Source organism: Halobacteriovoraceae bacterium, from assembly GCA_020635115.1.
In the GTDB taxonomy this organism is placed as follows: Bacteria; Bdellovibrionota; Bacteriovoracia; order Bacteriovoracales; family Bacteriovoracaceae; genus JACKAK01.
This window is the reverse complement of record JACKAK010000006.1, coordinates 226,544-238,959: the sequence shown is the minus strand read 5'-3', so window position 1 is coordinate 238,959 and position 12,416 is coordinate 226,544. Positions and strand designations below refer to the sequence as shown.

The 12,416-nt window shown below is 32.8% G+C and carries 12 protein-coding genes; 7 read left to right on the top strand and 5 right to left on the bottom strand.

What is annotated here, in order from left to right:
* Together H6622_11220 and H6622_11215 are read right to left on the bottom strand one after the other, a co-directional pair.
* Positions 1-615: a hypothetical protein gene (locus tag H6622_11220; GenBank protein ID MCB9062082.1), complete on the bottom strand. Its 615-nt coding sequence runs from the start codon at positions 613-615 to the stop codon at positions 1-3.
* Positions 616-635: 20 nt separating this feature from the next.
* Positions 636-938 carry a DUF2282 domain-containing protein gene (locus H6622_11215; protein ID MCB9062081.1) on the bottom strand — a complete coding sequence of 101 codons (303 nt, stop codon included), beginning with the start codon at positions 936-938 and terminating at the stop codon, positions 636-638.
* A 452-nt stretch (positions 939-1,390) separates the two neighbouring features.
* Here H6622_11215 and speB point away from each other — a divergent pair, with 452 nt between their 5' ends.
* Both speB and speA read left to right on the top strand, forming a co-directional pair.
* Positions 1,391-2,284: an agmatinase gene (speB, locus tag H6622_11210; protein MCB9062080.1), complete on the top strand. Its 894-nt coding sequence runs from the start codon at positions 1,391-1,393 to the stop codon at positions 2,282-2,284.
* Complete coding sequence (gene speA, locus H6622_11205) at positions 2,277-4,184, top strand: biosynthetic arginine decarboxylase (GenBank protein MCB9062079.1); 1,908 nt, start codon at positions 2,277-2,279, stop codon at positions 4,182-4,184. The genes speB and speA overlap by 8 nt, the downstream gene beginning before the upstream one ends.
* Before the next feature lies 1 nt (position 4,185).
* On the opposite strand, the gene H6622_11200 is transcribed toward speA, so the two are convergent.
* Complete coding sequence (locus H6622_11200; protein MCB9062078.1) at positions 4,186-5,193, bottom strand: AI-2E family transporter; 1,008 nt, start codon at positions 5,191-5,193, stop codon at positions 4,186-4,188.
* A 101-nt stretch (positions 5,194-5,294) separates the two neighbouring features.
* Between H6622_11200 and H6622_11195 the strand changes: the two genes are divergently transcribed.
* From H6622_11195 to pdxT, 4 genes are all read left to right on the top strand, one after another.
* Complete coding sequence (locus tag H6622_11195) at positions 5,295-6,350, top strand: hypothetical protein (GenBank protein MCB9062077.1); 1,056 nt, start codon at positions 5,295-5,297, stop codon at positions 6,348-6,350.
* Positions 6,351-6,361: 11 nt separating this feature from the next.
* Positions 6,362-7,081: a LysM peptidoglycan-binding domain-containing protein gene (locus H6622_11190; protein MCB9062076.1), complete on the top strand. Its 720-nt coding sequence runs from the start codon at positions 6,362-6,364 to the stop codon at positions 7,079-7,081.
* Positions 7,082-7,167: 86 nt separating this feature from the next.
* Positions 7,168-8,058 (top strand): pyridoxal 5'-phosphate synthase lyase subunit PdxS, encoded by an 891-nt coding sequence (pdxS, locus tag H6622_11185; protein ID MCB9062075.1) that lies wholly within the window; start codon positions 7,168-7,170, stop codon positions 8,056-8,058.
* Complete coding sequence (gene pdxT / locus H6622_11180; protein MCB9062074.1) at positions 8,027-8,617, top strand: pyridoxal 5'-phosphate synthase glutaminase subunit PdxT; 591 nt, start codon at positions 8,027-8,029, stop codon at positions 8,615-8,617. The genes pdxS and pdxT overlap by 32 nt, the downstream gene beginning before the upstream one ends.
* On the opposite strand, the gene H6622_11175 is transcribed toward pdxT, so the two are convergent.
* Positions 8,606-9,043, bottom strand: a complete 438-nt coding sequence (locus tag H6622_11175; GenBank protein ID MCB9062073.1) for a hypothetical protein — start codon at positions 9,041-9,043, stop codon at positions 8,606-8,608. The genes pdxT and H6622_11175 overlap by 12 nt on opposite strands.
* Positions 9,044-9,362: 319 nt before the next feature.
* Positions 9,363-10,850, bottom strand: coding sequence for a response regulator (locus H6622_11170; protein ID MCB9062072.1), 1,488 nt, complete (start codon positions 10,848-10,850; stop codon positions 9,363-9,365).
* A gap of 53 nt (positions 10,851-10,903) precedes the next feature.
* Between H6622_11170 and H6622_11165 the strand changes: the two genes are divergently transcribed.
* Positions 10,904-12,340, top strand: coding sequence for a trypsin-like peptidase domain-containing protein (locus tag H6622_11165; GenBank protein ID MCB9062071.1), 1,437 nt, complete (start codon positions 10,904-10,906; stop codon positions 12,338-12,340).
* The last annotated feature ends 76 nt before the right edge of the window (positions 12,341-12,416 follow it).

The following is a 12,416-nucleotide window of genomic DNA, read 5'->3' as shown; positions in this document are numbered from 1 at the left end:
TCATTCATTTTTTAGAGTGAGTATATATAAGTCACCAATAGTGAGCAGATTATATTTAAGATAAATCTCATCGACAAAAAGATTCAGCTCTATAGATCTTGAAATCCTTTTTGAGGCCAAAAAAGCACCAATTCTAGGCCCAAAAAATGCAACAATAAGAGGGAGAAGATATTTAAAAAAATCAATGAAATTGATAAGGATAAAATAAAAAAGAAAAAAATATAAAATGTAAAAAATAAGAGAAACGATAAGCTTTGTTATAAAAGATGATTTTCCATGAGACTCTAAGAAATGCTTATAGTTAGTTAAAAATATACCTTCGAGATAAGGCAACTTAATATGAAGTGAACGCATTTTTAAATCGTCTCTTTTCAAAAGTAGGCCATGTATACTTTTTTGATTTGCAAAAAGAGTTATTGAAAAATCACATAGCACCCAAGCTAAAACAAAAAGAGAAAAATAGGTCAGAAAATTTTCTTTTGAAATAATAAATACAAGATCATTAAATAAAACGAGAAAAAGAAGACTTAAAATTAATGCAAAAAAAGAGTAGTACTTAAAAAAAAATTCAAAAACTGTTAAGCGCTCTTTTTCAACGTCTAAATGATTTGGCATGTGTTTATCTCACAAAAGATTTAAAAGCGTTTATACATGTTTGCATTTTCAGCAATTTGCTTGATATAGTTTTTTAAATCCTCATCCTCCAGTGCTTTTTTTATTTTGTCACATGTCCCTTCTTTTACTTTTATCCATTCATTTTTTTCAAACTGCTGCTTAGCAAAACCAGCACAAGCATGAGAATTTGCCCCACAAGAATTGGCCGCCATTGGTGAAACACCTTTGCATTTTTCCATTCCAGTCATATCCCCCATGGCCAGTACATCATTTGATGTTGAGATTCCTAATAATGCTGCGGTGAGAAGTATTTTTTTATCCATGTTCATCCTTTTAAAGCAAAATTTAATAAATTTTGACATAATTTCAATGGGTTTTGACATCTATTTAACACACGCATGACAAACTTTGCATTCAAAAAAGGCATTATCAATCTTGTGAGGACGAGACCTAAAAAACTTTTTAAAGGAGGTTGCGTGGAAAGAGTCCTCACTGGTTTAATCCTTCGAATGAATTGTTTACGGACTAAACCATTTTTAAAAAGATATTCTCCTTGTTGGTGTTTTTGTTTTAGTAAAGAGAGAATGGCCTGCGTCCATACCGTAAAAAGGCCCTCCAAACTTTTTTGCAGGTCATTCTCTCACTTTAAGTGGATACGGCCCTCTTCCCCCCAAAACACTGACCTTAAAAAGAGTGCCGTATCCACTGATTCTTATTGACCATAAGCAATAAAAAGAATATGACCATAACTCTTAAATCAATGTTTTAGGAGTTTATGATGTTTCATAAAAGTGAAGTTTTTTATGATTGTTCGAAATACTCAACATCCGTTGTGCCAAGCAAAATAAATATGGTCGGATTTGAATTTGACGGAACGGCCTGCTTCAGAAAAGGTACAGTTGATGGGCCAAATGCTTTAAGAAAAATTTCAGATGGAATTGAAACTTATTCACCTTATCTCGATAAAGATCTTCAAGATATAGAGTTTTACGATCTTGGAAATCTTCCCTTAAATCAGACAGATGATGTAGATGAAGTATGGCAAAGCGGAACAGATTTCTTTATTGAAAACTTTACTCCATCATTAATAAAAAATGGACTGAAAGTAATGACACTTGGAGGAGAGCACTCTATAAGCTACGCTCCTATTACTCAGTATTTGATGGCCTATGAGGATTTAGTTTTATTACACCTAGATGCTCATGCAGATTTACGAGATGGGTATTTAGGGCATCATTTTTCACATGCTTCCATAATAAAAAGAGCTTTGGATCATTTTGGAGATAACCATAAACTTATACAATACGGTATCCGCTCAGGGACGAAGGAAGAGTTTGACTGGATGAAGGAAAATAAAACACAGTGTCATTCTAGAAAAGAATTTTTAGAAAAAGTACAAAAAATTTCGAATGATAGACCAATCTATCTCACTTTGGATTTAGATTATTTTGATCCTTCATTTTTACCAGGCACAGGGACCCCTGAACCAGGAGGAGAAGATTTTCATTCTTTTATCAGTCTTGTAAAAATATTAAAGAATAAGAATTTTGTAGGTTGTGATGTGGTGGAGCTATCTCCTCAAATTGATAGTACAGGTAATAGCGATGTTTTTGCAGCAAAAGTAGTTCGCGAACTTCTTTTAGTTTTAGACAGAGGTGACAATGAGTAAACAGTGGAGCATAGAAGAAGCAATTCAAACTTATTGTATTGAAAAATGGGCCGAAGGGTATTTTACAGTCAATGAAAAAGGAAATATGGCCGTATTACCTGTGGAAGGCGATCATACAGTCAATATTGATATTGATGAAGTCATTAAAGAAATTAAATCCGAAGGAATCCAGTTTCCTGCAGTTATTAGATTTCATGATATTCTTCGATCTCAAATTAAAAAACTTAATAGAACTTTTAGAAACGTAATTGAAGAGTCTAAATATGAGGGAAGATATTTCGGAGTTTATCCCGTTAAAGTCAACCAAATGCGTGAAGTCGTGGAAGAAATTGTCGATGCAGGTTCAAATTACGATTACGGATTAGAAGCAGGATCTAAACCTGAAATCTTATCAGCACTGGCCTACAACACAAATACAAACTCACTGACTATTCTCAATGGGTATAAAGATAAAGATTTTTTTAGATTAGGACTTTTAGGTAGCAAACTTGGAAGAAAAGTCATTTTTGTTATTGAAAAATTTTCTGAACTCAGAGCTTTACTTGAAGTCGCAAAAGAAATGAAGATAAAGCCCATGATTGGAATTAGGGCCAAAATTTCAGTCCGTGGAATCGGCAAATGGGCAGATTCCGGAGGGGACAATGCAAAGTTTGGCCTAACGATCCCTGAAATCATAGAACTTGTAAAAGAACTCAAAGATAAAGAAAAGCTTAGTATTATTAAATTGATCCACTTTCATATTGGTAGCCAGGTAATTGATATTAAAACTATTTCTGAGGCCGTTTCAGAATCTGCCAGAATATATGCAAAACTACGTAAAATGGGTGTACCCATAGATTATTTTGATATTGGAGGTGGACTTGCCATTGATTATGACGGCTCTAAATCGGTAAGTGACTCATCTAAAAACTACAATTTGAATGAATACGTTGAAGATGTGGTTTATGGACTCAAACAAGTTTGTGATTTAGAAGGAGTTCCTCACCCCAATATTGTATCTGAAAGTGGACGATCTATAACTGCTCATCACTCATGTGTTATTACGAACGTTATTGATTCCATCGAAAAAAAGACCAAACACTTCAACACGAATAAAGTTACTGGAGAACATATACTCGTAAGCAATATTCGAGCTCTATATAATGATCTTAGTGCAGATAATTTTCAAGTAACATATAATGAGGCCCTTCAGATAAAAACTGACTGTATGAGTGCATTTAGATTAGGGGTTATCGAGTTAGAGGAACGAGCTAAGATTGAAACAATATATTGGGAGCTTCTTGAAAGTATTAAGGAAATCACCAATAAAATTTCAAAAGTACCCTCAGGACTTCAAAATCTTAACGAGGAGTTGTCTTCACAGTACATTTGCAATTTTTCAGTCTTTCAATCAACTGCTGATTCTTGGGCCATTAATCAATTGTTACCAATTGTCCCCATATCTTATTTGAATGAACGTCCTACAAAAAACTGTTCCCTGGTCGACATTACTTGCGACTCAGATGGGAAAATAGATAAATTTATTTCTATGGATGGAAAAAGCAAGACTGTACCCTTGCATGATATTGAGGGAAAGGAAGAATACTATATTGGTATTTTTCTAACTGGAGCATATCAAGATGTCATGGGAGATATGCATAATCTCTTTGGACGCTTGAATGAAGTTCATGTTTTTTGTGATGATGACGATCCAACTGACTTTTATATTGAAGAAGTTATTCAAGGAAATTCTTCCGAACAAGTACTCTCTACAATGCAATACAATCCCGACTATATGGCCATGGTAATGAAAAAGAATATTGATCGCCAAATTCAAAGAGGAAAAATACAACCTCGAGAGGGAGTAAGATTGGTAGATTTTTACGAAGAGTGTTTGAAGAGCTATACCTATTTGAAATGAACTATTTTGAAGGATTGAATCTTCCGGCCAGAAGTTCAGCAAGAGGTCTGGTTGCTTCAATCCTGTCAAAAACGAGTTTGACTGATGCGGTAATTGGTACTGCTAAAAACATGCCAGGTAATCCCCAAACCAATCCCCAGAAGATTAATGAAATTAAAAGGCTGATGGGGTGTAAATCCAAAGTTACACCCATAAGTTTAGGTTCAATAATGTTTCCAATGATAATTTGAGCAAAACTTGTTCCAATTAATACAAAATAAAATTGCCAACCTAGGCCATATTGTAAAAGGATTATTGGTAAAGGGAGCGTTGTTGCGAGAATCGAACCAACTGTAGGGATAAAATTGAGCAAAATTGTAATTATTCCGAACATGAGTGCTAAATCAACTTTTCCAATGATTAGAAAAATCCAAGTCACCAAACCAGTGACTGTAGAAGTAAAAAATTTTGTGGCCAGATATCTTGAAACTTTATTTTGAATATCTCTTACTGTCTGAGAGCTGCTTTCTTTGGTTGTACCCCCTAAAACCAGAAATAAGGACATCACTGAAATAAGAAAAAAACTTCCTATAAAGCCCAAGACATTTCCTGTTACATTATTTGCCATTTTTAATAGCGGCATTTCACGAATTTCAGCTTGAATGACACTTGCGTTAATGTCATACCCAAAATGATGAGCGGTATCACTAAACCATTGGATTGAGGTCACGAGCCTATTTTTGTAAACATTTGCACTTTTAATGAAATGTTCTAAAGAATTTGCAATAAAAAAAATAGCTAAACTTAAAAAGAAAATAATTACGGCCATTGTAATAAATGTAGATAGAACACGATTTAACTTAAGTTTAGATTGCATAAAATTGATCATTGGATTTAAAATTTCATAAATAATAAAAGCAAAAACAAAGGGAACCAACACAGGTTTTGTAAAATTGAGTGAGAACGTGACTAGAATGATCGTTATTATAACAATACATGTGTTATTAACCCGTGCAAATTGATCTGTCATACTTCTCCTTCAGTTGCATTGCTAGCATAAGCATAAGAAATTATTTGAGTTAAATCCAGAGATGAATTACAATTAATACACATGAGGTACGGTTTAAAATAATGAAATATATTTTAATAATGTTATTCACTTTCCAAATTTATGCTGAAAGTGAAATTAAAAATAAAATTCAAAATGCATTTGGAAATGTTCAGTTCTTGAAAATAAAATATACAACCACTAAGAAGAATCAAAATATTGTGAGTATTTATAAAGAATTCACGAAAAAAGATGTTATAGTAAATGAAAAATCTGAATTTTTAAATAGAACAAAATTGTCAAATTCACTAGTCGATAATTGGAAAAACATAGAGGATAAAACAAGATTTTCGCTTTACTTAGAGCTTATCCATATTGATGAAAAAAAGCTTCTTGCTTACGACAAAAAAATGTTTCAAAAATTTCAAATTATTAAAGAAAATATTAAAAAACTTGAAAAAAATAAAACCAAACCACAAGGATGGAGAGCATCATTATTTTATATGGTTTCTGTTGGAAAATTTCAGCAAGAAAACCCTACCAGAGCTCAATTAAGTTTTTTCCAAAACTCACCCGTAACCCTAGGAATTGCCTCAAGTTATTATCCTCAATCAATTCCCTATAACTTTTCAGGTAGCCTATATTTTTCAACACTGGTGGCCGCAACAAATAATATAAATCAAAACGAACTCTCAATTCCTGCAGAGATTGGAATTACATCATATATTGAACGATATTTTGACCAATTTAAATTTAAATTTAGCGGATATTCAGGATTTGATTTTGAACGATTTAGTTCACTTAATCTTGAAGGATTACAGAATAACCAAGAGCTTTTGGCCGATGAACACAAAGTATTTTACTTAACCATTGGAGCATCAAAAACATTTACAATTTTTAAGAAAAATTTTTTCTCAAAACTAAGCATTTCAAGATCAATCTTTTCATCCACAACTCTTGGTTACTCTCAATCAACTGATTCTACCGAAATAAGTGGATTTAAATTTATGGGCTATATTTTTCACAAAATTCACAAAGATTGGTTCGCTCACTCTCTTATAAAGTATCATACAATGTCAGGAAGCTCAGATTTAAGTTCTTTCAGATTTGGAATTGGTATTGGTTATATCTTAAAATAGAGGGAAGGTTAATGAGAATCATTCTAGCTACATTTCTTATAACACATTTTCTCTCCTGTGCCTCTCAAAAATCCTCTGATCAAGAAATGGGCGGAATGGTCTTTAGACAAACAGAGGACGGGGTAATTGAATTAGTCGATAGAGCTGATGAAGAAATTAAAAAGGTCAATGAAAGTGTTGCTCCAACTTTTATCTATGATGATCAAGAGCAAATTAAAAAAGTTAAGTCACAGGCCAATGTAGTTGTTGTCGAGGCCATTCAAACTGAAGTTAAAAAAGTGGATGAAAAAAATTTAGAATTAGTTGATAGCGAAATTGTAAATTACAAAGTTGAAAAAGGTGAAAATTTAATGTTAATTGCCCAAAAACTTTATCAAGACTACTCAAAATGGAAACAAATCTATGAACTCAATAAAAACACGATCGCTCAACCCGAAATTTTAAAAACAGGAAGTATTTTAAAAGTGAAGGATCCACAAAAATCATTGAATGATAGGGAAGGAAGTCCTTACCTTATTTCAAATAATAATGATACGTTACAGAAAATTTCAAAGAAATTATATGGCTCTTCGCGCTATTGGTATCATCTCTGGTTTCTTAATCGAGAATTAATTACAAATCCCGACAAAATATATCTCGGATTTACAATCTACTATCTACCAAAAGATACGGTTAAAAAAAATCTTAAAAATTATATAAGCAATTTCATTTTCCATTTTCAAAATCAATAAGCATTGCCATGCATTAAAAATATTCATCTTTTCAAACTCTTCTACGCATTTTATAAGGAGCATACTAAACTAGAAGAGGTAGAGATATGAATGTTTTTAACAAACAAAGTATAATTTTAAAAACAGGACTTGCTGAAATGTTAAAGGGCGGTGTGATCATGGACGTCGTCAATGCAGAACAGGCCAAAGTTGCTGAAGATGCGGGTGCTGTCGCTGTTATGGCCCTTGAAAGAGTCCCTTCTGACATCCGTAAAGAAGGTGGTGTCGCAAGAATGTCTCCTCCTGAATTAGTTGAAGAAATTAAAAATACAGTTAACATTCCTGTTATGGCCAAGTGTAGAATTGGTCATATTGCTGAGGCACAATTACTCCAAGAATTGGCCGTAGATTATATAGACGAGAGTGAAGTTCTTACTCCTGCAGACAATGAATATCATATTAATAAACATGAATTCAATGTGCCATTTGTTTGCGGAGCTACTAACTTAGGCGAGGCCCTAAGAAGAATTGGTGAAGGCGCGGCCATGATTCGAACTAAAGGTGAACCAGGTACCGGAAATATTGTCGAGGCCGTAAAACATTTAAGAAAAATAAATCAAGAGATCAAAAGAATCACCCTTTTGGAAAATGATGAACTCATGACAGAGGCCAAAAATCTAGGTGCTCCCTATGAACTTCTTCTACGTTTAAAACATGAAAAAAAATTGCCTGTACCTAATTTTGCTGCCGGTGGAGTTTCAACTCCAGCTGATGCGGCACTTTGTATGCTGTTAGGGGCAGAGGCCGTTTTTGTTGGATCTGGAATCTTTAAATCTAATGATCCTGTAAAATTTGCCAATGCCATCGTTAAAGCAACGGCCAGATGGAATGAGCCTTCAGTTGTTCTTGAAGCACAAAGAGGTCTTGGGAGTGCTATGAAAGGATTAGAAATCTCAAAAATATCTCTTGAAGAACGTATGGCCGAAAGAGGCTGGTAAACAAGTGAAAAGAATAGGAATCTTGGCGCTTCAAGGTTGTGTTACTCCACATATTCCTCACATCCATGGATTAGGTTGCGAAGCTGTACTCATAAAAAGAAAAGAAGATATCAAAAATATTGATGCTTATATATTACCAGGGGGCGAAAGTTCCACAATGTTAAAGCTTATAGATGTTTTTGGTCTTGAAAGTCTACTTAGAGAAGAATTTCAATATAAACCTGTTTGGGGAATATGTGCAGGCGTGATTCTGATGGCCAAAACAGTTAAACATCCAGAGCAAAGATCTTTTGGATTAATTGATATAACTGTAGAAAGAAACGGTTATGGGAGTCAACTAGATTCCAAAGAAGATTTTTTAGAAAATTATACAATTACTTATATTCGAGCACCAATCATTAAGTCAATTTCCAAGGAAATTGAAGTTCTGGCCAGAAGAGACGACTTTCCAGTTTGGATCACAGATAAAAATCAGTTTATGGGTACAACTTTTCACCCTGAACTTAATAATAACTGGCCTTCTCCAATGCATAGGGCCTTTTTTGAACTAATAAAATGACTTATTACCGCACTCTTCGAGTGGGGCCCTCTGTAGTAGGATACTATTATTTTCTCCGGTGGATTCACAGTTAATTTTTTTACCATTTGAAGTCAAAGTGGAGAGAAATCCAAAATTAATCTTAAGTGAATCAATTATCGTAATCTTGCTTGTTTTACATTGGAGTAAGCATTCTCCATTTTCCATATTGCATGTACCATATTCATACGAATTGATTGTTCTAGGGTTTTGATCATTGTGGTACTGACCGGGAATTAATTTACCTAACTGAATTTTTACAGATGCTAGTTCGTTGCTATTTTCTTCTTTAACGAAAACTTTAAGATCATAGAATTTTCCTCGTGAAAATTTATAAGCGTAACACCTATTTTCAGCAAAAATTTTAGTCGAGAGTATGAAAAGAAAAATAAATAATACACGTGTCATTGGAACCTCCATTATTTCCAGACGGTGACACTCTAGCATTTACTTTTAATCACGTCATAGAGAACATTCTTACCAAAACTGGCCGTTAAATTTTAAATTCAGTCATTTAATGGAATATAAAAGTGTTCTGCCTTTGTAATTCACTTCTATATTAATCTTGAAGATAAATTTTTCATTTGGATAACAAAAACTTTATGCGTATATTTTCCAAAATTAAGATTCTACCATTTTTTGTAAGATAGGTTTTGATTTCAAAATATGAAACATTTTTATTCAACTGAGATTACTCTTGAGAATTGCATATTTAGAATACAGAACATTAAATTGACAATGGTAACTTAACTATAACTGTACTACCTTTTAGTTGGCCGTCACTTTTGAATATTACTGTACCATGATGATTTTTTACAACGCTTTTAATAATTTTCGTTCCTAGACCTGTACCTTTTCCATTAGTCTCACTTTCTTTTGAATAAAGTTTTTCAGAATCATTCATCAATAAATTTAATTCTATATCTGTAAGACCCTTACCATAATCTTGAACGGAAAAAATATGATAGTTTTCTTCTTGAGAATAAGTAATATCAACAGGTCTTCCATAATTTGAAAAATTAATTGAATTTGAAAGTATATTATTAAAAAGTCTTATAAAAGAATTGAGATTGATTTTCACGAGTACGTCTTGACTGGCCAAAATTTTAAATTTGAGCTGTATATTTTTTAATTGAGAATATGGTTTCATTGAACTGTTAATTGAATCGAATAATTTTTTCACAGGTACAAACTCGAAACTGATTTCATCATCTTCTTCAATTCTTCTTAAATTGAGAATTTCATTTACCATTTTGAGTAAGAAATTTGCAGAAGATTCAATCATCTGAATTGATTCAATTTGATCATTATTGAGATTATTTGATTCTTTGATCATTTCTGAAAGTCCAATTATACCCTGAATGGGAGTTCTGATATCGTGAGAACAAACACTTAGTACTTCGTCTTTCATTTGTTGGAGCGCCTTAAATCTCTTTATCATCGTCTGATTTGTTTTGTTTTCACTATTTCTATCTAAAATATTTAAGACACGAACTTTAAATTCTTCTTTTAAAAAAGGTTTGATTAGATAGTCACAAGCACCGGCAGAAAAGAAATTAACTATCTCTTGATTATTGGATTCAGCACTAACAATAATAAATGGCACATCAATACTATAGTTTTGTTTTAAATCTTTTATGAGTTGTAATCCATCTTTCTTATGCAAATATTTATCTAATACAATTGCGCTTATATCATTGTTTCTATTTTGAGCAACGGAAATGGCCTCATCATAAGAATGAGTTACAATTGTTTCTATTCCTTCTTCATTTAAAATGTAAGATGCAATTTTACATATATGTTTGTCATCATCTACAATCAAGACTGTCTTGCCCTTAAATCTTGAATTTGATTTAAGTATTTTATCAACACGTACTTGAATCTCTCCTGACGATAGATTTTTACTAATAAAATCAAGAGCTCCAAGCTCAAAACCTTTAATTCGATATTCATACTTATCACTTGCTGAAATAAATAAGCATTTAGTTCGTTCGAGATCTATAAGGTTATCGTTTATTAATTCCTGAAGAAGATCTAAACCATTTTTCTCGGGCATTTCAATATCGAGAATCAATAAATCAAATACATTTTTCTCAAGAATTTCTCTGGCCGCGTGTGGAGAGTTTGCTATTTTGATATTATAATCAGCAATTGATAATTCCTCTCTAATGATTTTTAGAAAAAACATTGAGTCATCTACAACTAATATATTCATGAAACATTATTCGGAGTATAATCAAAAAAAAATAAATTTTTATGGTATTCAAAATGGTGGACAAGAAAGGTTTTATTGAGATTTCAAGAAAAAATATGAAGGGTGTAGTACAGGTTCATGTTGATGGCTTTATTGGAGATGAGGCCCATAGTATATTAAACCCAAAATTAAGTGAATATGCCGTATGGAGTGGGTCAGGTTTTTTTGTAGAAGGTCCAAGTGACCAAGGATACATTATCACCAATTCTCACGTTGTTAGGAACGCCAAAAACATTGAAATAATGTCAATGATGACAAGTGAAGAGAGATTTGAAGCTGAAATCGTTGGACTGGTCACTTCTCTTGAACCAGATATTGCATTGTTGAAACTAAAAGAAAAAGAATTCAAAAGATTTAAAAAAATCGCTGGACGTGACATCGTATATTTAAAAATGGCAAACAATTTTGTTATTCAAAGAGGGCTTCCTATTAAGGCCATTGGATATCCTATGGGGATGGTGGAACCAAATATTACTGCAGGAGAAGTGACAAATTTTATTTCAGGAAATAGATATGAGACTGAAAAGTATGTGACTGATGCAGCGATAAATCCAGGAAACTCTGGAGGCCCGGCCATTAACGAATTTGGTGAAGTTATTGGTATAAATACAGCAATTATTAAGGAAGCAGAAAATATAGGGTTTATAACACCTGTAAGTTTTATCAATATTATTTTTGATAATCTAGTGAAAGGCAGTGGGGCTTGTTATTCAGGACTAGGAGCAGATGTACAAAAAAATTCTCTGGCGCTCTCTAAATATCTCAAACAAAAAAATGGGCCTAGTGGAATAATTGTTTCAAAATTGCTTAAAGGTGGTTTTTTAGAAAATATTGGAGTTCAGGAAAAAGATATTATTATCTCCTTGGATGGTGAATATTTTGATCGTCATGGAATTGTCGAATATAGAGATCAGCATCATCATAAAAATATATTTGATGTGTGTAAACTTATTCCTATTGGCGAAGAAGTTACAGTCGAGATTCAAAGGAATGGAAAGCATCTCTCTCTTAAAGGCAAAGCAGTTTCTCTTCCAAAAAGGGCCATACCAGCTCGTCCAATCGTTAAGGATAGAAAGTTCATTGAAATTTTTGGTATTATGTTTCAGGAGTTATCCCTTGAAATCCTAGAGGCCTTCTATGTGCTTGATCCAATTATCGGAATGGATCTTTTGAAGTATATAGATTCAGAAAATCCTTTAATTGTTGTTACAAATATTGAAAGAAACTCAGTCGCTGATAAAGAAGAATGGATTGTAGGTGAAGTCATTCATCATGTAAATGGTCAGACAATCCATAGGCTTGAAGATCTTTCAAAGTTATTACAAAAAGTTGCGAACAATAATAAAAAAGATGTTCTTATAAAATGCGTCAGTGGCCATCTTGGAATTTTTGATCTTACTAATGTTAAGGATAAGGAGTTAAAGATTAATGTGCCTTTTGAAAAAAATTAAATTAAAAATCAGATGACGAATAATTTCACAAACACTAGACGTTAAACATCTTTAAATTTTTTTGATCTTGCAAAAA

Excerpts from the sequence above, each read along its gene's own strand:
- H6622_11220 (MCB9062082.1), bottom strand. The coding sequence starts at position 615 with ATGCCAAATCATTTAGACGTTGAAAAAGAGCGCTTAACAGTTTTTGAA.
- H6622_11215 (MCB9062081.1), bottom strand. The coding sequence starts at position 938 with ATGGATAAAAAAATACTTCTCACCGCAGCATTATTAGGAATCTCAACA.
- speB (MCB9062080.1), top strand. The coding sequence starts at position 1,391 with ATGATGTTTCATAAAAGTGAAGTTTTTTATGATTGTTCGAAATACTCA.
- speA (MCB9062079.1), top strand. The coding sequence starts at position 2,277 with ATGAGTAAACAGTGGAGCATAGAAGAAGCAATTCAAACTTATTGTATT.
- H6622_11200 (MCB9062078.1), bottom strand. The coding sequence starts at position 5,193 with ATGACAGATCAATTTGCACGGGTTAATAACACATGTATTGTTATAATA.
- H6622_11195 (MCB9062077.1), top strand. The coding sequence starts at position 5,295 with ATGAAATATATTTTAATAATGTTATTCACTTTCCAAATTTATGCTGAA.
- H6622_11190 (MCB9062076.1), top strand. The coding sequence starts at position 6,362 with ATGAGAATCATTCTAGCTACATTTCTTATAACACATTTTCTCTCCTGT.
- pdxS (MCB9062075.1), top strand. The coding sequence starts at position 7,168 with ATGAATGTTTTTAACAAACAAAGTATAATTTTAAAAACAGGACTTGCT.
- H6622_11175 (MCB9062073.1), bottom strand. The coding sequence starts at position 9,043 with ATGACACGTGTATTATTTATTTTTCTTTTCATACTCTCGACTAAAATT.
- H6622_11170 (MCB9062072.1), bottom strand. The coding sequence starts at position 10,850 with ATGAATATATTAGTTGTAGATGACTCAATGTTTTTTCTAAAAATCATT.
- H6622_11165 (MCB9062071.1), top strand. The coding sequence starts at position 10,904 with ATGGTGGACAAGAAAGGTTTTATTGAGATTTCAAGAAAAAATATGAAG.